The 22033-nt window shown below is 65.3% G+C and carries 12 protein-coding genes; 5 read left to right on the forward strand and 7 right to left on the reverse strand.

What is annotated here, in order from left to right:
* Position 1 precedes the first annotated feature (1 nt).
* Positions 2-3880 (reverse strand): S8 family serine peptidase, encoded by a 3879-nt coding sequence (locus tag ABFE16_04145; protein MEN6344470.1) that lies wholly within the window; start codon positions 3878-3880, stop codon positions 2-4.
* Between the two features lie 566 nt (positions 3881-4446).
* Here ABFE16_04145 and ABFE16_04150 point away from each other — a divergent pair.
* The 3 genes from ABFE16_04150 (at position 4447) to ABFE16_04160 (ending at position 8569) form a co-directional block, all read left to right on the forward strand.
* Complete coding sequence (locus tag ABFE16_04150) at positions 4447-5226, forward strand: hypothetical protein (GenBank protein MEN6344471.1); 780 nt, start codon at positions 4447-4449, stop codon at positions 5224-5226.
* A 171-nt stretch (positions 5227-5397) separates the two neighbouring features.
* Positions 5398-6594 carry a PEP-CTERM sorting domain-containing protein gene (locus ABFE16_04155; protein ID MEN6344472.1) on the forward strand — a complete coding sequence of 399 codons (1197 nt, stop codon included), beginning with the start codon at positions 5398-5400 and terminating at the stop codon, positions 6592-6594.
* 187 nt (positions 6595-6781) lie between these two features.
* Positions 6782-8569 (forward strand): hypothetical protein, encoded by a 1788-nt coding sequence (locus ABFE16_04160; GenBank protein MEN6344473.1) that lies wholly within the window; start codon positions 6782-6784, stop codon positions 8567-8569.
* 91 nt (positions 8570-8660) lie between these two features.
* On the opposite strand, the gene ABFE16_04165 is transcribed toward ABFE16_04160, so the two are convergent.
* Positions 8661-11621: a tetratricopeptide repeat protein gene (locus ABFE16_04165; GenBank protein ID MEN6344474.1), complete on the reverse strand. Its 2961-nt coding sequence runs from the start codon at positions 11619-11621 to the stop codon at positions 8661-8663.
* 302 nt (positions 11622-11923) lie between these two features.
* Between ABFE16_04165 and ABFE16_04170 the strand changes: the two genes are divergently transcribed.
* Complete coding sequence (locus ABFE16_04170) at positions 11924-12817, forward strand: hypothetical protein (protein ID MEN6344475.1); 894 nt, start codon at positions 11924-11926, stop codon at positions 12815-12817.
* 31 nt (positions 12818-12848) lie between these two features.
* Here ABFE16_04170 and ABFE16_04175 read toward each other — a convergent pair whose 3' ends face one another.
* The 5 genes from ABFE16_04175 to ABFE16_04195 form a co-directional block, all read right to left on the reverse strand.
* The gene (locus ABFE16_04175) at positions 12849-13679 is read right to left on the reverse strand and encodes a sugar phosphate isomerase/epimerase (protein MEN6344476.1); all 831 of its coding nucleotides are present in this window, start codon (positions 13677-13679) and stop codon (positions 12849-12851) included.
* Positions 13680-13837: 158 nt separating this feature from the next.
* Positions 13838-15253 (reverse strand): secretin N-terminal domain-containing protein, encoded by a 1416-nt coding sequence (locus tag ABFE16_04180; GenBank protein MEN6344477.1) that lies wholly within the window; start codon positions 15251-15253, stop codon positions 13838-13840.
* Between the two features lie 154 nt (positions 15254-15407).
* The gene (locus ABFE16_04185) at positions 15408-16958 is read right to left on the reverse strand and encodes a hypothetical protein (protein ID MEN6344478.1); all 1551 of its coding nucleotides are present in this window, start codon (positions 16956-16958) and stop codon (positions 15408-15410) included.
* Positions 16959-17198: 240 nt separating this feature from the next.
* Positions 17199-17921, reverse strand: a complete 723-nt coding sequence (locus ABFE16_04190; GenBank protein MEN6344479.1) for a hypothetical protein — start codon at positions 17919-17921, stop codon at positions 17199-17201.
* A gap of 467 nt (positions 17922-18388) precedes the next feature.
* Positions 18389-19036, reverse strand: a complete 648-nt coding sequence (locus tag ABFE16_04195; GenBank protein ID MEN6344480.1) for a hypothetical protein — start codon at positions 19034-19036, stop codon at positions 18389-18391.
* A 1062-nt stretch (positions 19037-20098) separates the two neighbouring features.
* Here ABFE16_04195 and ABFE16_04200 point away from each other — a divergent pair.
* Entirely contained in the window at positions 20099-22024 is a 1926-nt protein-coding gene (locus tag ABFE16_04200; GenBank protein ID MEN6344481.1) for an adenylate/guanylate cyclase domain-containing protein, read from the forward strand.
* Positions 22025-22033: the final 9 nt, after the last annotated feature.

Raw genomic sequence — 22033 nt, forward strand, 5'->3', positions numbered from 1 at the left:
GTCATCTGCCAACGCTGACGGTGATGACGCGACGCACCTGCTGGCCGTCTTCCTGCCTGGCAGTCAGGCACACCAGGTACCTGCCGGAGGGGACCCGGGTGCCGGAAGTGCTTCGACCATCCCAGCTCAGACGGCTCACACCCGCCGGACACGCTTGGTCGGTCACGAGCCTTCGCACCGGCCGTCCAGCGATGTTGACCACTTCGGCCGCAACCTCGGCCTCCGCACTCAGCGCGAACACGATCTCAGCGCCGCCGCCGCGAGTCGCAGTCGCCGCAAGACTCGTAACCGCCACCCCAGCCACGCGAGGCTTCACCTCTACCCGCAACTGGCGAGACGGTCCGGCGAAGGCGTAGGACATGGTCGTTCGCATGGACACGCGCGTCCCGGTGACCGGGTCAAGCAGCCAGGCCCCAAGATCTGTCGGCAACTCCGACAGGTCGGGCCAGGAGACCGTCACCGGAGCGTCGGCCTGAGCGCTCTGAACCATCACATCCCAGGTGAACTCATCCCCTGCGGGCCGCAAGTCAAGAGCCCTCCCGGGCGAGGCGCCGGCAGCATCCTCGGCGCAGACCCACAGGTCGACACCTGGGCCAACAGGTGGGTGCGGAGCCACTACTGCCTGGGGCCCGCTCTGCCGTCCAATCGTCGTGCAGGCATCGACGAAACCGCTCACCGAGGCCACGAGCCTGATGCGCCAGTCCTCCGCCGAGGGATGGCGTGGCTCCGCCCGAGCAAGGCTGCCCTGATCTGTCGCGGGACTGATCAGCAACCTCCCGGCGGCCGGCGCATAGACAAGGTATCCGCTCCAGGGCTCCAGGAGTGCATCCGCAGCATCAGCCTCCACCGGGACATAGTGATCGGCTGCATACCCATAGAGGGTTCCGCAGAGCCGGCCCTGGGTCACTGCCTCAGCCAGCGGCAACACGGTGCCGTCCCGCTCAACCTGCACGGTGGCGCTGTTCCACGGGACCGCCCGGCCGAAGGGACAGCCGATCGCACTCCAACCCTCAGGCAGGTCGAGCGCAAAGGACTCGCTGTTCGCCTGCGAGCCGACGCCCATGGCAAGGGCTCCTCCCCTGACGGCACGGACCCAGTAACCACGTCCGGCCTCCGGCTCGGCCAGGGAAGTGAGTAGCGAGGCCGTGAGCTTCCCCTTCACGAGATCGTACAGCGACCAGTCAGTGCCCGGTTCACCCAGAGCCAGCCATACATCGGCGGTTGCCCCTGTGGTTGGAACCGACAGCAGATGCCACCCGGGACCGACGCTGCGAGTGCTCACGGTCTGCGCAAGCGTGCTCGATCCGCCACTGCTCGGAGAAGGTGGCGCTGGAGCGCTGTTGCCCGAGTAGGCTCGCGCTGCCAGCAGGTCCAGCGTGTTCAGCGTGCCGCTGTTGTTGACATCGTAGCGTGCGTTGGCGGCCGTCACCGTCTCGTTCACATGGGTCCGGACCTGCATCAGGTCCAATGTGTTGACCGTACGCGTGCTGTTGACGTCGCCTTTGAGGCCGGTCAGCACGATGTCGCGGTCGCCGCCGAGGGCATTCCCCGCAAGGTCCTTGACCGTGTCGGCCACCGTCACCGTGTAGGTATCCTGGTCGGCCAACACCGGCGAGAGAGTGACGGATAGAACCGTGTTGCCGCTTTGCAGCGCCGCCGCACTCACACGACCTGACACGTTCCCACTCACCACGCCCTGGATGCCGACAGAGGAGGTGCTGACCGTGGCCGGGTCAAGGGCCTCCGAGAACGAGACCAGCAGCGATGCGAGCCCGCTGTTACGAGGTTCCACGTAGCCATCGGCAACAGTGCTGGTGATCGTCCCCGCGGTCCCATGGTCGGCGGCCACCGACCACGTGGCGATCTCTGGTGGCGTGGTGTCGCCGGACTGGACCGTGAACCCGCTCGATAGCTTCCCTGACTGACCGTCCGGATTGGTGACCACAATGTCCCACTGCCCGGCGCTGACGCCTGTCAGGTCCACCCGACAGGCTATCTGCGTGAAGCCCAAGACGTTGATACTGGTGGCGAGGATGTCCGGGGCCCCACTCTTGGACAGCTTCACCGTAGCACCGGATACGAACCCAAGGCCCTCCAGGTCAGTGATGTTGACTGCCCCGGTGTTCAGCGCTGTGTTCGGCGTGCTCGAGGTGACCCTGGGGCTGTCGACGTTGAGCATCGTCCGCGGGGTATCGCAGCTCGTGCGAACCTCCACGTTGCCCAGGACCTTCGTCTGGCCGAAGTAGGTCGCGGTGACGTTGTACAGGCCCGGCGCGATATTGGCGATCCGGTAGGTCCCATCCGAGCGCGAGGTCGCACCCGGCGACTTCCCGCCTCCTACCGGGGTGGCCTTGACGACCGCGTTCTGGACCGCGGTACCGTAGTACATGACCTGCCCGGTGATAGCCCCGACTGTGGAGGCACGGTTATCGGCCTCAAGCAGCGTCTGGTAGCAGTTGATGCGACCCCAGCCCCAGTAGGGATGCCAGCCCGGGACGCCTCCGGCATCGTCGCAACCTCTCTGAATGGCCTGGTAGATCTGCACAAGCCCGCCGGGAGTGCTCTGGGTGATGCCCTTCGAGGCGGCGTAGAGGCTGGCCAGGGCGGAGACGAAGGGGCAGGCCAGTGAGGTCCCCGTCTGGTACTGATACCGGAGAATGCCGTCGGGAATCCCCGCACTGTGCATGGGGACCGACTCGGTAGGCATCGTGGTCCAGCAGAGCCAGTATGCGAGCGTGTCCAGATCCACGTCGCCACCGGGGGCCGCGACGGAGACGTAGTCGCCGTAGTTCGAGTACGAGGCCGGAGCATCGAAGGGGTAGGTACTCGACGCCACACCGATGACCCCGGCACAGGAAGCCGGGTATGAGGGCCGGTTCATCGAGTCCCCCTCATTGCCTGCCGCTGCGATCACCAGGGACCCATGCTCCCAGGCGTAGGTGACCGCATCCTGCTCAAGCTGAGAGTAGTACACGTCACCCGCACTGATGTTGATGATCAGCGCGCCGTGGTCGACTGCCCAGATGATGGCGGCGGCCAGGTCGGCCTCCGTGCCGTAGCCGGTGTTGTCGAAAGTCTTGATGGGGAGTATCTGGCAGTGATAGGCGAGTCCTGCGATGCCTTCTCCACCGGCGCCACCACCATTGTTGGTCGCTGCGCCGATCACGCCGCTCACGGCGGTGCCGTGCCCGTAGTCGTCTGTGACGTCGTTCGGCGAGTACCCGGCGAGGACGTTGGTGGCATCTGCAAGGTCCACCTGCCCGCCCTGGGCAGCATCCGGACTGGACCCACCCACGTTGATGAAGTCCGGATGGGCAATGCCGTCCGTCCCGCCGATGTCGATCCCCGTGTCAACCACAGCCACCTTCGGCGGGTTCGTCGGCTTGCTGGCAGCGGTGTAGTACGTGTTGGGGTAGATGTTCCAGGCCTCGAGCGCGCAGACCTGATGCATGCCCCACTGGAACCAGATGGCATCGGCCGGGTCCCAGACGGCGTAGAGCGTATCCATGTTGTTGTAGGCGGGATCGTTCGGTGCGGCGAGGAGAACGCGGCGGGTGTAGTTGGGCTCGGCGAAGCGCACCTCGGGGTGCTTGCGAAGGTTGGCCAGCACGGAGGTCATTTGGTCGCGCGAGCGCAAACGCATGGCTCGGGCGCCAAGCTTGCGCAGGTGCTTGACCTCCTGCATCTGGTACCGGGCTCCCAGGCGTGCCACTGCGGAGTTGGGGACCCCGTCTCGCAGGCCCACGACGATCTGGTCCGGGACGAAGGGAGGACCGGGCACTCTCACCAGCCGGCGGCGCTGCGCATCTGCGGCGCCGCAAGACACGAGGAGAAGAACCACAGCTACAAGCGCGCCGGTGACGAAGCGAGACAGTCGCACCTGACCTCACCTCACCCTTATGGACAACGCTTCCCCAGTCTGGACCCACACAGCCTTTCTGGCGGAGACCACCCACAACCGAGCCTTGCTGCCCCAGGCACGAACGGAACCCGTGCGGTACAAAACCGGCGACCTGACAATGAACGCTCAACTCAGCAGACCTTGACTGCAGCCCTTGTGCGCAAATCCCTCCCAGGGAGCCGATCCTCAACGTGGACCCCACGGACCTCCTCTGCCCAGGCACGCCACGAAGGAATCCGAATCCCGATGAACCACGCGACTACTTGCTTTCCCTCTTCGTCATCCCCTATGCCTCCTCCTCCTCACAGCGCCTCTTTCCGCACATGTTGTTACTCTTGGTGTCTTGGTCTGCCGCTCTCGTTACTGCATCGCCCGTGCAAGAAGGAGAACCGCCCCGATGTGCTGAATGTTGCCTCCGGGGTCTCTGGGGAGCGGCGGAAGCCGGTTCGACCGGTCGCGAGGGTTTGCAGGGCCCGCGTCACGCCTGCCGGGGCACCTATTGTAGTCGGACGGTCGGCACCTATTCTGGGAGGGATCGGACACCTATGAAACTGGCCCTGAGTGTCGCGCTGATGGTTGTGGTACTGAGCACACTGGCCGTGGCCGAGGACCTGGAGCCCTACTCCGACTTCCGCTACATGTCCGGACTGCCCGGCGGCGGCTATGGGGTCACTAGCGGCGGGCATGTGGGGTTCGATGGCGCCTTGCAGATGAACATCCCGGTCGGCTACACGCCAGGTGCCGGGCAGTACTCCATCGCAGGTAGCACCAGCGCAACCAACGGCGGTATCCCAACCAGCATCAACGATGAGGATGCCAACAGTACCCTGACCCTCGGCTTCGGTATGACCATCGAGGACTACAGGCTCTGGGTCGCCGACATGGTTATCGGCGAGGGCTGGCAGGATGCGATCAACCTCCAGCTCCAGGTGGTGCCGGAGCACGAGTCCTGGCCGGCGATATCAGTCGGCGTGACCGACGTCATGAACGACTTCTATTCGCTTTACATCCACCGCGATCACCACGACTCACGCTCCTTCTTCGTCGCGGCCACCAAGCAGTTCGGCGACGCGGTGCACCCCTGGTGGGGAACTCTTGGCTTCGGCAACCGACGCTTCAACAGCAACCCCTTCCTCGGTGTGAGCTACCTGGTCATACCGCAGGTCAAGCTCACGGCTGAGTACGACGGCTGGAACCTCAACGCCGGCGCTGCCTATGATATCGCCGGCGGCTGGGGCGATGGTCAGTGGCACGCGGTGTTCTTGGCCGGTGTGACCGACATGGACCACGTCACCCTCAGCCTGGGCGTCACCTTCAGTGAGTAGGCCGGATCGCCCGGGCCCAACTGACTGCGAGGGAAGGCAGCGGGGCTCCACCTGACGGGCACGTCCCTCGAGCAGGAGTTTGCGGTCTGGTGTGGTATTACTGTGCTTGTCCGTCGTCGCAACGGTCGGCCTGGTGCTCCATCCGTCGGCATGCTGTGGGAGGGTGCGACGATGGTCCTTCTGCGTTACCTGGGCGCTCTGTTCCCGGTCGCTTGTCTCCTGCTCGCCTCCTGTTCAGTCGCGAGCACCCTCTGGACGGGCGTGGTGGAGAACATCTCCAACACCCTGGGCTATGACGACCTCCAGCCCCAGATCAACGCCTCAGGCACGGTAACCTGGTGGGGCAGCTCCTCCGGGACTAGCGGCTACGACATCTGGCAGTCCAACGGCACCACCAAGACCAACCTCTCCAACACCAACGGGTATGACGAGTACCACCCCACGATGAATGACTACGGCCAGGTGGCCTGGTACTCCTACTCGGCGGGAGCGGTCGGATACGACGTCTGGCGCTGGGATGGAGCAACGACAACCTGCATCTCACCGGGTACCGATGGCTACGACGACATGTTCCCCGTGATCGACAACGCGGGACGGGTGGCCTGGCAAGAGAAGAAGCAGGGCGTCAGCATCACCCATGCGTGGCTGTGGGATGGGGCAGCAAAGACGCAGATCTCCCTGCCCAACGGGCAGAATGACTCCGGTCTGCAGATCAATGGCGGGCGTGTGGTCTGGGCGGGCGAGACCAGTGGAGTCAGCGGAAGCGAGACCTGGCTGTGGCAGGGCGGCTCCAAGACCAACCTCTCCAACTCCAGCGGCGGCGCTGACTACAGTCCCCAGACCAACGACGCCGGGAAGGTCGTCTGGTACGGAAGCGTCACGACGATCTCCGAGTATGAGATCTGGTTGTGGGATGGCGCCACCAAGACGAACCTCTCCAACAGCCCTGGCTACCGCGACTGGGACCCCCAGATCAACAACTCCGGGCAGGTAGCCTGGCATGCAGAGGGGCCCAGCAACATCGATGTCTGGCTGTGGGACGGTACTACCAAGACCAACCTCTCCTACGCCAACTCCTACAATGACACTGCGGCGCAGATCAACGACCGCGGGCAGGTTGTGTGGCAGGGCAGTGACGGGCATGACCTGGAGATCTTCTTCTGGGACGGCCGCCAGGTGTACCAGGTGACCGACAATGACTACACGGATCAGTACCCCCAGATCGCGGGTGACTGGATTGCCTGGCAGGGCGCTACCGCCGACGGAACGACGGAAGTCCATCGGATGCGAACCCCCGAGCCCGGAACCCTGATGCTGATGGCTCTGGGCCTGGGCGCACTCCTGCTGAGACGACGAAAGCGACAGTAGCATCGTCGGTCGCACCCTAAGTGCTCTCACTGGTTTGGCCCCCCAGCCCGGTTTCTCTCTGCCGGGCTGGTTCTCGCTGTGCGCGTCGCTGTTCTCTGCAGGAGGTCCTCAGGAGCCCTTAGCGAAGGCCATGCCTTCACGACGGGAAGTAGCGAAACGTGGATTCCGGCCGCGAGGAGACACCGCCATGCGCACTGTGCTGACGATCGGGCTCATCTCTGGACTGCTGACGGCGGGGCTTGCGGCATGGTCTCAGGACAGCGTACCGGAAAAGAAGCTGATCGCGGTAGGCTGGGATATGCCCAATGCCGAGCGTCTGCGAGCGAACCTCGAGCTGATGGAGGCGACGCCGCTGCAGGGCTGTTCGGTGCGCTTCGCGGGACCTGGAAACAAGCCTGCGATGTGGTATGCCTTCGGCCGCGACCTCTGGGATCAGCAGGCGGTTGCCCAGATCCTGGAGGACCTCAAGGCCCTTCAGCCTCGGCAACTTCGCGACCGCTTCCTGCTCCTCAACGCCAACCCCGGCGATGTGGACTGGTTCGATGACGCCGGATGGGCGATCATCGTGGAGCACTGGCGCACGGCCGCCCGCGTGGCCCGTGATGGTGGACTCAAGGGCCTCATGTTCGATCCCGAGGCCTACCGGGACCCCTTCCGCCAGTTCGATTGGTCGGCGCAGGCGCAGACCGATCAGCACAGCTTCGCTGCGTACTGCGAGAAGGCCCGGCAGCGTGGTCGTGAGGTAATGGCGGCAGTCGCTGGCGAGTACCCCGAGGCCACAATTCTGGCGCTGTTCCTGCTCTCGGTCAACCGCGAGGCCGCCGAGCGTTCCGATCCGATGGAGGCGCTGTCCGGGCGGCCCTACGGGCTTCTCCCCTCTTTCGTTGACGGTTGGCTGGACGCGGCGCCGCCGACCCTGACTTTCGTCGACGGCTGCGAGACCGCCTATCGCTTCAACAGCCACCTGGAGTACCTATCGGCCGCGAACCTGATTCGCAACAAGTGCCGGCGACTGGTCTCGCCGGAGAACCGCTACAAGTACCGAGCGCAGGTGCAGGTGGGTTTCGGTGTCTACCTCGATGCCTACGTGAACCCACCGACGAGTCCGTGGTACATCGACCCGGGAGCGCAGACACCGGCCCGGCGGCTGGCGGAGAACGTGGCCAGTGCCCTTGAGGTCGCGGACGAGTATGTGTGGGTCTACGGCGAGCAGGCCAGTTGGTGGCCGAGTCCCCATCCCATCTCCGACAAGATTCGCTGGCCGCAGAAGCTGCCGGGAATCGAGGAGGTGCTGCGCCTGGCGGCTGACCCGAGGGGCTATGCTCTGCGCCTGCTGAAGGAGCCGGGGGAGCGCACGAACGCGGTGGTGAATGGCGACTTCACCTCGGAGAAGGTCGCGGCAGCAGGCGGTCCGCAACCGGCTGACTGGAAGCAGGGGACTGCACCGCCGGGCTGGAGCTTCTGGCAGACGAAGGTCTCGACGGGCCATCCGACCTGGGACCGCGAGGTTGGCCGCACCTCACCGGGAACGGGTGCGCTGGTCGGCGTGAAGAGCGGCTGTCTGATCCAGAGCTTCGCGGTGACGCCCGGCGAGAGGTACGTGGTGGGAGCCTGGTGCCGTCTCCAGGGCGAGGGCACTGCCTCTGTACGCCTGCGCTGGCAGACCGCGGAGGGCAAGTGGCACGCGGAGTCTCTGGACACCTTCCTGAGCGCAGCGAAGACGGGTGACGCCCCGCAGCCGGAGGGAGTCCAGGCGTCCGCTGGTGCCCGCGAATCCGGTGCCGCCCAGCAGCCCGCCGGCAATCGGGAGTCTGGTGGCAATCGGGATTCTGGCGGCGAGTGGAAGCTGCTGGCCGGTGTGGGCGTGGTACCGGAGGGTGCGGGGAAGCTGGTGCTGCTCCTCTCCGCCGACGGCCAACGCACGGACAAGGACGTGATGTGGTGGGACGACCTCACGGCCTACCGGGTGGACTAACGCCGGACGCAGCGATGCCCGTTCGCGACGCCCGATGCGCCACACCCTTACAATCAGCGTACACCAACGAGCCCCGGTACCCATCCGGGGCTCAGTCGTTCTTGGCGCGAGACAGCAGTTCGCGGAACCATGCGCTCGTACGCACGCTATCCAGGTCGGTGTCGTTCTCCATGTGAGAGCGGGACGGCAGCGTGCCCCCCGTCTCAGCTTTGAGGAGCAGATCGCGGCAGGCGTCCTCATCGCCAGACAGCGCGGCCAGACAGGCGCGATTGTACAGGGACGAGCCGGGTGCAAGCTCCTCGGCCTGCTCAAAGCGGCGAGTAGCCTCCGCGGACAGACTTTCGGCCTTGTCAGGCTCCATGGCGGCCATCATTGCGAGGCGGAAGCCAGCATTCGCATGGGCCCTGGCTACAAGCGTGCGCAGGGCGGGACTCGGGTCCCGCCCATACCTCTCCTCAACCTCGCCATAGGCCGTCATCGCCTCCTCGCTACGGCCCAGCCGTTCCATCGCGACGCCCTTGTTCACGAGTGCTCTGGCAACCCGCTCACGCAGGGCAGGGCTCGTGTCCCGTCCGTACCTCTCGTCGACCTCGTTATAGACCGCGATCTCATCCTCGCTCCGACCGAGCTGGCCTAGTGTGATGCCCTTGCTGAACAGCGCTGCGGCAACCTTCTCACGCAGGGCCGGGGCTCGGTCGTCCCCGTAACGCCTCACGCCCTGATCGAACGCCCGGATCGCGTCCTCGCTCCGGCCGAGCTGGCCTAGTGTGACGCCCTTGCTGAACAGCGCTCCGGCAACCCGCTCGCGCAGGGCCGGGGCTCGGTCGTCCCCGTAACGAATCACGACCTGGTCGAACGCCTGGATCGCCTCGTCGCTCCGATCGAGCTTCTCCAGCGCGACGCCCCTGTTGGACAGTGCTCCGGCCGCCACCTCACGAAGGGCGGGACTTGGATCGTCCCCATAGTGCGCGATGGCCTCGTCGTACGCTGCGATAGCCTCCTCGCGGCGGCCCATCTGCCCCAGCTGGACACCCTTGTTGAACAGTGCCCGAGCTACCACTTCGCGCAAGGCAGGGCTCGGGTCGTCCCCGTAGCGTGTGACGATGTCGTCGTACGCCGCCAGTGCCCCCTCACCACGTCCCATATCCCTGAGGGCATAGCCCTTCCCCAGTAACGCCCTGGCCACCACCTCACGCAGAAACGGTCTGCCGTCATCGCGGTAGCGGGAGAGAACCCTCTCCAGGGCCCCAAGTGCGCCCCCAGGACGGCCCAGCCGCCCCATCATGGCGCCCTTGTTCAGTAGTGCCCGAGCCACCACTCCACGCAGAACGGGACTTGCATCGTCCGTGTACCGTGCGACGACGCCGTCGTAGGCCGCCATGGCCGCTTCTCCCCGGCCCATTCGCTCCGACGCGATACCTTTGTTCAGAAGTGCCGCGGCCACGAGTTCGCGCAGAGCGGAACTTGGGTCGTCGCCGTAACGTGTGACGACCTCGTCATAGGAAGTGACCTCTTCGTTGCTGGAACCCGGATGCCCCAGTATGATGCCCTTGTTCAGTCGCACCCTGGCCATCGTTTCGCGCAAGGGGAGGCTCGAGTCTTCCCCGTAGCGCGCAATGACGGCGTCCAGAACCGCCATTGCCTCCTCGCCTTCCCCAGCCTTGTATAGACGCCATGCACGGTTGTTGAGGACCCCTGCGATCTGGGCGTGCTCGCTTGGCTGCAGTGTGGTAGCTGGTGTCCCCGGGTCCAGGAGCCGGTTGGCAACCTGCGCAAGGAGGTCGTCTGTCGCCAGCCTCTCCTCCACCCAGGGGGCAGGACAGGTCTCCGCCAGGAGGCCAAATAACTCGCGGAGTTGGTCCCAGCTGTAGTCTGCCAGGTCGACGGCACTAGCGGCATGGACTGCGCCACGGTAGTTCGCCTGGCGCACCCACGTGCGCACGTGTGTGAGAGCCTGCTGGGTCGGCGACGGCGATTCAGTCCTCCTGCTGCACAGGAGGAGACCTTCTGCACGTCTGAGGTCCGTTAGCACCCCCGCGACGTTATAGATCCCACTGGAACCGTCCTTCGTGAGGGCATCCACGAGTTGCCTACGGAAGGCGCGGAGGGGCCGAACGAACAACCGCGGATCGGGCAGCTCCAACACCGAGACCAGTGCACCAAGAACGGTCTCTGCGCTGAGAACAGCCTTCCCCTGGGCCATATCAATGACCGTGGTCCGGCGGTCTGGGCGCTCATCCGCGGGGCCCGGCGGCGCCACGACGCGAACGTCAGGGTGGTCACGGAGCCAGGGTGGCAAGGCAGCGGCTTCCTCGTGTTGGTAGGCGAACCAGTACAGATTGCTCCGCAGCCCCCCGTCCCGCATGAGGCGCCTTTCCAGCGCCTTCATCACCACATCGCTCTTCCACCCCGCGTAGCCAACCACGATGGGGGAGCGGCTAGTAAGCACGCGGTCAAGGTACTCGCTCATGGTGCTGTACGGCTGCTCGGGCAAGCTCTCGGCCCGCTTCTCGATCTCACCCTCACGGTTACAGCAGTCGTAGAACCAGTAACTGCCGTGGACGTGCACCACCCCCGGAGCGGTTCCAGAAGGGTCGACACGGTCGGCCGTCAGGGGATGGTCGCTGACTGCCGGCTCCGCTCCCAGCAGACGCAGGGCTCGCTCTATCGTGTCGTCGAAGTTGATAGTGACAACGAGGTTGGTCAGTCCACGCGCCGGATCCTGGAGGAGGTGCGCCAACCGCAGAACGGCCTGGGATGCCGGCCTGTTGGCAGCTATCCTCTCGATATAGCGCCGCCTGTCTCCGCGACCTGGGTACGCGGCCTCGAAGAGCTTGCCGTAATCAGTGGCGGGATTACCCGTTTCCTTCGGCAGCGGACGGCCCAAACGCTGGCATTCGGTCCGGCAGTGCTCCATGATCCCACTCGCGAGCGGGACCGATGGGGCCGATACTCCAGCTCCGGCGATGACGAAGAACGGCGACTGCTCCTTGGCTTCCTGCGCCAGGTGTACGCTGACCTCGATCTCATTGATGGCCTGCCGGAACTCCATCTTCTCCACCTGGCGTCCCTTACGGTTAATGACGTGACGATATGTTGCCGTGGTAGCCTCGCCGACCTTGCCCAAGATATATATCTATCACTTTCCCTGACATTACGCAATACGATCACAGAGGGCGGCGGTCTGGGTGGGTAGTGCGGGAGACTCTCCCGAGGCGAGTGACGGAGCCCCGGCAGTTGTGCTTGGCACCTCCTCACCCCAGGCAGGACACTGTGCTACATCACGCGAAGGAGTCTGCGGGGGAAGTCGGGACTCTGCAGCAGTCACTGCTGCGCCCAAGCGGAGGGACTCACATGGATTGCGGACGGCTGCTCCTCCTGTCGATTGCCTGCGGACTTGCCCTGCTCGTCGCCGGATGTAGTGGGCCTCAACCCACTCCGCCGTCTCCCTACGTCCAGCCCGTCTACCCAAGCGGGACCGTGACCCTCTCGCCCAGGCCCGTCAACGCCGCCGACCTGCGCTGGCGTGACGTCCTCGGCGGGCTCTACACCTCGGACTTCCGCGCCACCTTCTCCTACGCGAGCCAGGTCAGCGTCACCTGGAGCGAGAGCGCCTCGACCCTGAGCGGCCTGCTGTCGGCCCGGGGCCTCAAGCCCAACTTCGCCTACCAGATGAAGCTGGTCGGCAAGAAGAGCATCACCAACGCCCGGACCGCGCCGAGCGCCAACAAGGACCCCGAGGGCTGGTCGAGCTGGCAACTGGGGCACTATGGCCGCTGGTGGTGCAACACCTGCGGCTGGAACCTCTCCGACGCCGAACTCAACTCGCACGTCAAACGCCGCCACAGCGTCATCGGCTACCTGCTGTATGACTTCTTCGTCACCGACACCGGCGGCAACGCGGACAAGTCCTTCGCCCTCAGCAGCACCTACCACGTGCTGTTCCGCACCGACCAGCAGACCCGCACCTCGGCAGACTCGGCGGTGCTGCCCTGGGAGGTTATGCGCGGCCAGTGGGGCTATGGACTGAGCGTGCCCGTGTCGGCGGGAACGACGGGTATCTTCGCGCAGGGGGAGCCGAATCGGCCGGCACCGGGACAGGTTCGCCTCCCGGCCGGTCCCTACTCGGTGTGGTTCAACCTCACGGAGGAGAGCTTCCACGACAACCTGGGCAACACCGTCCTCTACGGCGGGTTCTGGGCCCAGGTGCTCGAGACGTCGATCAAGTTCACCGACACCGGCGGTTAGCTTCCGCCGGACCTGTGCTGTGTGCAAGGACCTAGACCAGGGGAAGGCCCAGGACCTTGCAGTACCGTGCGTAGGCCTGCCGGTAGCTGCACACCTCGCGTGAAGGCGGCCACTGGGTGCAGTTCGCCGCCTCGGTCTCAAGGTGTATCAGGCGCGGACAGTCTCCCAGCGCCTCCACGACAGGCTCCCATTGGATCGTCCCCTGCCCGGGCAGCAGGTGCTGATCAGAGGTCCCGTCGTTGTCATGCAGATGCACCGTGACGACGTAGGGGCTCAGCGCCCGCAGCACAGCGGCTGCATCGTCGACCAGATGCGCATGCCCGGAGTCGTAGCAGATCCCCACGCTCGGGCAGTCATACTCGGCCACGAAGGACAGCAACTGCTGGTTCGTCGCCACGTAGCCGCTGAAGCCGTTCTCCAGCGCCAGGAGGATCCCGAGTTCCTCCGCACGAGGCGCCAGCTTGTCCACGGCATCGCGAATCCGGTCCCAGGCGGCCCGGTCTGAGCCATCCTTCGGCTTCGGCCCCAGATGCAGCACGAAGGTCCGGCAGCCAAGCTCCGCCACCTTCGCCATCAGGCCGGTGTGCATCTGGACCATCGTCGGCCGCAGGTCCTCGTCGGGCTCAGTCAGGTTGGAGGGACCCCAATCCTGGCAGTGACAAGCCGGAGCCGCAAGCCCCAGGCCCTTCAGTATCCGCCCGGCCTCAACGAGGTCGGCACGCTCACGTAGGTCGAGGTTGCCACGCTGGGCAGTGAGGACGATGCTGCGGATTCCGGCCTCGGCGACCTGCCGGTACGCAGTCTCGAAGTCCTCGAAGCTACCGGACCACACATGGTAAGCGAGATCAAGGTCTGCGAGCATCACGGCTCATCTCCTGTCGGTCTCGGGCCATCGCCGGGGTCAAGTGAACAGGAGCCCAATTCCGCCCGCGTCGCCTGATTCCTCTTTCTTCGGGCAGACCCGAGCGACCGGGCCATGCAGGCACACCCCGGTACAGTCGCAAGCCGGTTACCGACAGTCTACTGCTTCTCGCCGACTCGGTACCAACGGGAGAAGTCTTGCGAACCGCGCTGTCCTGCCGACCTGACCGGCGACGCGGCAGGCGCCTCGGTTCTCCGCAGCGCACGCGGCGACACAGACGGCGCTGAAGCCGGCTTTTGCCCGTTCACGCGTTGCTCCACCGGAGCATCGAACAGCAGAGGGCCTTCATACCGACCGCTCTCGTCGAGGATGTGCGGGGCGATGAAGATGAGGACCTCGCGCTGCGCCGCCTCAGTGTCGTGTGAGCGGAACAGCGACCCCACGACCGGCAGATCTCCCAGGAGCGGTATCTTGGTGTTGGTCTGCCGAACGATCTCCTGCAGCAGTCCACCGATGACGATGGCCTGTCCGTCGTGTACGCGGACCGTGGTGTCGGCCGTCCGCTTGGTGATGATTGGCAGGTTGTTCGTGCCGCGCCCGGAGACGTCGCCGACCTCGGGCTTCAGTTTGATCGTCACTACCCGATCCGCCAGGGCCACCCGTGGGGTTAGGACCAGCCCAACACCGGACTCGATGGCCTCCAGGGTCGAGTACTCGTAGCCTGCCCGGCCGGTGAGCATCTGGAAGTACTGCTCGGTCGAGACGCGGAAGGTCGTCTCCTGGCCCTCCTGGGCGACGACTCGGGGGTTTGCCTTGATGGACGCCTTGTCGTGCTGCTTGAGCCACGTCAGTGTGCCGATGATGTCCTGCGCCTCGCCGAGGTAAGTCACCAGGCCGCCAAGGGTGCTGAGCCCCAGGTGCGTCGCCTGGCCGGCGATCTTGAACCCGTCGAGCGCGCCCTTATCCACGTCCATGACGAGGGCCTCGATCATCACCTGCACCGGAGGCGTGTCGAGCTGCTTGATCTGCGTCAGAACCTCCTCCATCTGCTCTCTGGGGGCAGTGACGGTGACGCGGTTGCCCTTCCGATCAAACTTGACGAAGGGGGCGACAGTGTCGGGAAGCAGGGCCTTGAGGTCGTCGCTGTCCGCATAGTCGAGCTCCACGACCTGCGTCTGGGCAATGCGCCGGAAGCTCGGGGACTTGGGGTCGGGAGAGGTGACAAGGTAGATGCCCGGCTCGACTTCGGTGTAGACATAGCCGCCGGGCAGGAGCAGGAGCTTGAGAGCCTGCTGGAGGGTGGCGTCCTTGAGCTCAAGCGTGACGGTGCCCATGACCGATTCGTCGGGCAGAATGCTGACCCCTGCGGCCATCGCGACGTCGGCGAGAGCCTGAACCAGGTCGGTCTGCATGAACACATTCGAGATAAGGCCCGGTGCCGCGTGGCCGGAAGGCTCGCCGCCGGCGTCGGTGTCCCCAACCTGGCAGTGTCCGACGCCGGCCACGAGCAGCACAAGCAACGCCCCGGCCGCCAGCAGTGGCCCGACAGGCGTGTAGGTCCTGGGATGCAGCATCGTCACCCTCCGTAGTGCAGACACTTGCGATTCGCACTTCATGGCACAGGCCACGCACGTGGCGCAGCAGGTCCTAACGAACCGGCTGGCCCTATCAGCCGCCGGCAGGAGAGAGCTGATCCGCGGGCACGGCAGGACGGGCCTTCCGGCCGGATCACGGCGCAGGGGCTGCCGGCAGCGGTGTCTGTGGGGCGGCCGTGCTCTCCCACGCAGGGGCGTCGAAGACGACTTCGCGTTGGCTCGCCTTGCCATCCGCACGCGCCAGCGTGGTGACGGTTGCTCGGGCTTTCCCAGGCCGGAGTATCGTGTCAAGCGGCGCTGTGAAACGTCGTTGCTGGCCCGGGAGCACCATCACGTCCCCGGCTGCGAGCGACGCAGAGGCCACGGCGACACCTCCGCCTGCATCGCTAACACGGAGCGATACGAGCGGCCAGGCAATGCAGGGGCCAACATTGCGGACCACCACTGTGACCGCCGCAGAAGGCCTGTTTGGATTGCTAACGGACAGGTCGACGATCTCACACGAGGGCTGTGCGTTGCGGCCTACGGTGATGCGCACGACGGCGTAGGACGGGTAGAACAGGCCCTGTGGGGAGTTCGCGTCACGGACGCGCAGACCGGCAACGTAGTCCCCGTCGGGTGTGTTCCGCGGAACCGTCAGGCCGACGCGTATGGTTGCGCGACCGCCCGGGGCCACAGTTGTCTCCTGTGGCTGGAGTGACAGCCAGGTTCTCGCGCTCTGCTGGTGTTGCGGTACCTCGGCCGGGAACTCGGCCTCCCCCACATCACTAAGCTGGAAGTCCGAGCACGAGAGAGCAAGGCTGAGCGCCTGCTTCCCCACGTTCGTCACCGTCAGCGGCCTCGAGGTGCTGCCACCAGGAGGCAGTGCGATGGACAGCTCCTGGGGTGACATCTCCGCGGCAGGGCGCAGGCTGTCCAGGAGGGCGATCACCTCCGGGGTAGGCTCAGTGTCCTTCACATGCCCGTCCCTGACGACGAAGGCTTTCGTGCCTGCTGCGCGAATTCTCGTGCCGGGCACCTCGAACTGCGCGGTCAGCAGGTACACCCCATCCGCGATATGTTGCATACCATCTGCTGCAAATACCCGCACCGCTGAAGCCAGGACTGTCGCCGATCCGGAATCCAGCGGGCCGCGCGAAATGCCGCCGCCTGTTGAGGAGCGGAGCTGGTAGGCACCCACTACTTTGGCGTGGATGGTGCCCTCATTCCGCACCGCTGCCTCGACCCGCCACCCGCCGCGGTCATTAGCTGACGGAGGCCGAACACCCACTCGGAGGCCGTCGACCTTCAGGCTGGGGGCCACCCGTGGCCCGGGTACGGCCAGCAGCACAGCCGAAGCGAAGGCCTGGGTCATCGTGATCCCTACTGCCGGACCGCTCTCTGGCGAGGGAGACGAAACCGTGATGAGTGCGTAGTAGCCACCTCTGGCGTCGCGCGGGACCCGCACCCGGCAAGTCACCCTTTGGCTCCCCGCAGGCGGCACTTTGAAGCTCTGTGGCGAGAGGCTTAGCCACTTCGCGCATCCACGCGGGTCATCGTCGGGTGCGCTCCTTGCGAACCCCTGCGGCGCCGCCGTCATGTTGGTCAGGGCGACCGTGAAGGCCCGTTCGACCGGATCGCCGTTGGCGACGGTCAAGTCGAACTCGGTGCCCTGGCCCGGCTTGACGACGGGACGAACCACCATGGGCGTAACCTGGATGCTCGCGAGTACTGCTCCCGTTGACACACAGAGCAGAAGCGGCGCCAGAACCGCCCAAGTGTATGCGGTGCGCCTTACCAAACGTCGCGGGGGCAGTGCGCCTCCGGATTGGCGGGACGTGCTGTAGCGACCAAGCGCCACGGCGATCACCTCACTGACGGGAGACTGCAAGGGGGCGGGCGCCTGTGGGGCGCCCGCCCCCGGACGATCGCGACTGACTGTGGCCTAGAGGTCCGGCACGAGGATGACTGCCGGGTCCAGGGTGTACTTGCCATCGGCCTGGTACTGGCTCGGTGTAGCTGTCACCTGGAACTCGTAGTCAACGGCGCCCACGGGGACTCGTCCGGGGCTGTACCATCCCCAGTTGGCCGAACCCACGCCGCCCGACCATTCCATCGCCGCAAGGGTGTTCCCGACCTTCATCTTCCACACGAGGGGGATCGCGCTCACGTCGTCGCCGAGAGCCCCGCCGAAGCCGTCGTTCGTGTTCGCTGCGGTTCCGCCGAGCCCATCCTTCTCGAAGACAAGTTGGGACGCCTGAGATTGGTCGGCCTGCACCCACCCATCCTTACGGATACCAACCCAGCAGGGATGGTTCTGCACGATGTGGCCCGTCAGAACCGCCGTCTGAGCCGCAAAGGGCGGAGCACCCCAGTGGAAGACGGCCTTGGTCTGCTGCGTCTGGCTGGCGTACAACTCCACGTAGGCTTCGACCACGAGGCCGTCGTCGCCGCCGGTGCCGGTAGCGGGGACCCAGCGGCTGTCGTCGTTGTCCCACCAGCCTGTCCAGGAGTTGCTCCCGCTCGTCTGCGTCCAGTTGGTCCAGTAGGCGCCGTAGATCCCACCCGAGCCTGGCGAGCCCGCCCAACCGTCCTCGGCCCCTCCGGCCGCCATGGCGGCGGTTCCGACCAACATCACCAACGCAACAGCTACGATCAGGTTACGCATTGTCCTGTCTCCCCTTTTCCCCTATACTGGGGATGGTCTGCGCGGAGAGCCGAAGATGGTGGCTAGGCCACCTGGGGACGGCTTCTTTGCGCAGATCTTCTTTTTGGCGCCTGGCCTTCACCCTGACCAGTTCGGGCAGCTAGCGCCGCCCGGTCTTGACAGCCCTCTCAGGCTGCACGGCCCTCGGAGGGGCTCTACGGCCGCTCTTGATGATGCTGTGTCCCGCAGAAGCCCGTGCGTCTCGACCCTTCCCCTTTGCGGTCCGTGATCCCAGACCGGAGACGAACTCCGCGTCGGGCACCTGTACCGCGCCAACCCCTTCAGTTTTCCCAGCCCCGTGTCGTGCCTGTGGTCAGGTGATCCGGTCCTGCCGCAGCTACACCTCCAATCACTTCACTACTTCACGCGGGCCCCTGGATCGCAACACCCCCTTAGGTTCAGGACGCGAGCAGATAGCAGGCGTATAATCAGTGCTTGCGGTGTCGCACCCCTTGAGCTGCTTTCCCCTCCGCCACCAGCGATAGCGGGCACTGGGGTGCGTACCTCCCCGGCGCCAGGAAGCGTGCGGGTACTGCGCGGCAGCGAAGCTCGAACCCGAACACTCGCGGCTCCCCCTGCCCGACCAACCACCACAGGGCGCGCTCCGGCGAGGTTCCGACCGGGCCAAGATCAGGCTTGACCCAGGGACCGAAGCCACCAGGGCCCTTCCAGCGCAGTTCCCATTTGAGCGGCAGCGTGTTGTCTGTCGAGGCAGGGCCGCTTACTTCGCGGCCCTTGTAGTCGGCCACCCGCTGCAGGCTGAGGCGGTCCATCCCCTGCGGCAAGAGAAGGCCCAGGCGGACCTGCCCGCCGCAGGAGACGACGACGCCGGTCACCGCGTTGGAGACGACTTCCTCTTCGTTGATGGGCAGAATGTTACCAAGGTCGAGGGAGGAGCTCAGAAGGGTGACTTCAGGGGGCGCCCAGCCGTTGCCGCCACACGGGGCAGGCACCTGGGTATCGGCTGCCACGCAGATCGTCGTCCCCAGACCCAGAGCCAGCAGGCACCAGAGGAGCACGCACAGGTGGCTTTTCGGGCTTTGGGCAGCTCCTGGACCGACGCGGACCGCTCTCACTTGCCTGCCTCCCTTCGTACGCGCCTGATCAGCAGATACGGACGCAAAGACTCGGCCGGAAGTGGTCAAGAGCACTGCTCAGTGGACTCCACCGTGGCCCCCCTTGGGCGGATGGAGGCCGGCAAGGACAGGCATGCTGCCAGGTGAGCCCAAGCTGGCATACGACGTGTCTGCCCATGATGTACTGTCCTGTAACGAAATAACAGATCGTCTTGGGAAGTGTCCTTCTCGCGGGGATAGTTCGGATCTGACAAATATGTGTAACGAGGTATAAGGCCTGCGCAAAAACGTGGCAATCGAGCTTTTGTGCTTGCCTGGCGTCAGGGAGTCGCCACTCTCTGGCGCCCTTCTCGTTACCCGGTCCGTAGACCGCCCCCCGCTGACGAGTAAGCTAGCTGCGCCTCAGTGGTCAGAGGCTCCCTGGTCCAGACCTGGCAGGTCATCCGACCGCCTTGCGTCGCATCCGCGGCGGGATGTTCAGTGTGGGACACGACTTCCGACAAGGGTAGAATGGACTCTGACGAAGGGGGCCGCCCGGCCAAGGACATCGCTGCCGATCGTTGACTGCACGTGCTCTGCGTACGGGGTGGTGTAGTGTGGGTGCGAGTCTCCGGAGAGCTGCAGTCGTACCCGCCCTGTTCCTACAGCTTGCCACGCTGCACTGCTTCCTATGAGATTGTCCCGGAACCGAGGTCGCTACGCCCTCAAGTTCGCAGTAGACATCCCGATAATATCTATTTGCCAGCATCATGTCAATGCCGGCGGAAAATCTTGAGCGTTTATTGACTTTGTCATACAAGACCCCAATCAGACTTTTCTGAGGTCTGGGTTGGGTCGTCTCGCCTTCCGCTGTGCGTCAGTCCCGTTCGACTGATCCCAGGCCCGCGTCTCTCCCCTCCCCGGCGCAAAGGTCCGTGAAGGTTAGCCCGGACGCACTCGGGGAATAGTGGCTTTGCGATGGTGCAGAGCCTTGGCCAGGGAGGACCTGCCTTGTCGGATACCCCCACGGCGAGCCCCAGACGGACCGGCGATGCCAACCTCGTCCGCAGGAGCTTAGTCCTGGTGGCGATCGCACTCCTGGCCGGCCTGCTCCTCACCTACCTCGGTCAGATCGACCTGCTGCGCCGCTTCGAGCTGATGACCTACGACCTGCGCATGAGAGAAGCGCCCGTCACAGCCCCGCCGGAGATCCTCGTCGTAGCCATCGACGAGCGCTCGATTCAGCAGTTCCAGGCTTGGCCCTGGCCCCGCAGCACCCATGCACGACTCATCGATCGCCTCCGGGCTGCCGGGGCGAAGCTGATTGCCTTTGACGTGGTCTTCGCCGGGCCCTCCGGTGGCGGTGCCGCCTTTGACAAGGAAGTGCCGCTGGAGCAGTGGGGCGAGAGCACCTCTCCGGAGGACAAGACCCTGACCCGCGCCATCAGGAAGGCCGGCAACGTGATTCTGGCCGCTACGCTACCCGAAGGTGAGGGACAGAGCGAGGATAGCGCGCAGGGCTCCCTGCAGGCCCCGGAGATGCCCTATGAGGATTTCCAGGAGGCGGCTTTGGCCGTCGCCCCGGCGAATGTGGTGCGTGACCCGGACAACGTGGTCCGGCACTACTGGCTGACGCTGAAGCACCTGGACGAGACCTATCCCTCGCTGGCGGTGTCCATCGCGTCACACGTCCAGGGGGTATCAGACGCAGAGGTGATCAAGGGAGCCTCCGCGCAAGCGAGCAGCGACGTACCGGCGAATCAGATGCTGCTGTGGTTCAGCCCACTGGAGACCGCAGCCGGCGGCTTCGAGGTGGTCTCCTACTACGATGTCTACAAGGGGCTGGTGCCCGCCGACCGAATCAAGGGTCGGATCGTGGTGGTCGGCGGAACGGCCCCGGTGCTGCAGGACCTCTGGCAGACGCCGATGCTCAGTGGCGCCCGAACCGAGGGCGGTGCCCAGAAGGTCGGACTGGTCCCCGGGGTCGTGGTGCAGGCGACGGCAGTCGCCAATCTGCTGCAGCAGCGTCACCCCGGGCCGGTGACCTGGCCGACGAAGCTGATCGTGGCCCTGGTGGCCTGCCTGCTAGTGGCGCTTGCCCTGGTGTTTCTGCGCCCGCTCACGGTGCTGGTTCTGGTGATGATCCCGGTCAGCGCGCTCCTGCTGATCTTCGGCACCTGGGCTCTCAACGTGCATCACCTGTGGATGCCGGTGGCGGTGCCTGTGTTGGCGGCCTGGACGACCTGCCTGGGAGGCACCACCTACCGCTATATGGCTGAGGAGGCCGGGAAGCGCCGCCTGCGCCGCGCCTGGCAGAGGAGGGTATCGCCCGAGGTGCTCCAGCTTATCCTGCGCGACCCCACCATGACCCAGGTAGAGGCACGGGAGGTCACGGCGACCGTCCTGTTCTCCGACCTGCGAGGGTTCACCACCTTGAGCGCGCTGCACTCGCCACAGGAGCTGGTGCAGGTGCTGAACCACTACCTCACCCGCATGACCGCAGTGATCCTCCGCCACGGCGGCACCATCAACAAGTTTCTCGGTGACGGCATCATGGCAGTCTTCGGAGACCCCGTGCCGCGACCGGACCACGCCTTGCGGGCTGCGACCGCCGCCCTGGAGATGCAGGAGGATCTGGCGAAGCTCCGCGAGGAGACCGAAGGCGGCAGTGACGTGTACAAGTCGCTGTTCATGCGCGTAGGCCTGCACACCGGAACCATGCTGGCCGGGGACGTCGGTTCGGAGGACATGCTGGAGTACACCGTGATCGGTGACACCGTCAACACCGCGTCACGGCTGGAGTCGCTTGGCAAGGAGTATGGCACACAGATCCTGATGAGCGCCGATACCTGGCAGCAGGTGCAAGGCCAGGTGCAGGCACGGTTCCTGGGCGAGGTGACGCTTCGGAACCGTCCGCAGCCCATTGACGTGTATGAGCTCGTGGGCCTGACGGGCCAGGGTGAGGCGCCAGAGCAGGAAGCTGCCAGGGAGGCGCAGGAGGACAGCTAGACAGACAGT

It is taken from the genome of Armatimonadia bacterium, assembly GCA_039679385.1.
In the GTDB taxonomy this organism is placed as follows: domain Bacteria; phylum Armatimonadota; class Zipacnadia; order Zipacnadales; family JABUFB01; genus JAJFTQ01.

Bases quoted from the DNA above. Each gene is read 5' to 3' on its own strand.
- ABFE16_04150 (MEN6344471.1), top strand. From the start codon at position 4,447: ATGAAACTGGCCCTGAGTGTCGCGCTGATGGTTGTGGTACTGAGCACA.
- ABFE16_04155 (MEN6344472.1), top strand. From the start codon at position 5,398: ATGGTCCTTCTGCGTTACCTGGGCGCTCTGTTCCCGGTCGCTTGTCTC.
- ABFE16_04160 (MEN6344473.1), top strand. From the start codon at position 6,782: ATGCGCACTGTGCTGACGATCGGGCTCATCTCTGGACTGCTGACGGCG.
- ABFE16_04165 (MEN6344474.1), bottom strand. From the start codon at position 11,621: ATGGAGTTCCGGCAGGCCATCAATGAGATCGAGGTCAGCGTACACCTG.
- ABFE16_04170 (MEN6344475.1), top strand. From the start codon at position 11,924: ATGGATTGCGGACGGCTGCTCCTCCTGTCGATTGCCTGCGGACTTGCC.
- ABFE16_04175 (MEN6344476.1), bottom strand. From the start codon at position 13,679: ATGCTCGCAGACCTTGATCTCGCTTACCATGTGTGGTCCGGTAGCTTC.
- ABFE16_04180 (MEN6344477.1), bottom strand. From the start codon at position 15,253: ATGCTGCATCCCAGGACCTACACGCCTGTCGGGCCACTGCTGGCGGCC.
- ABFE16_04185 (MEN6344478.1), bottom strand. From the start codon at position 16,958: ATGGTGGTTCGTCCCGTCGTCAAGCCGGGCCAGGGCACCGAGTTCGAC.
- ABFE16_04190 (MEN6344479.1), bottom strand. From the start codon at position 17,921: ATGCGTAACCTGATCGTAGCTGTTGCGTTGGTGATGTTGGTCGGAACC.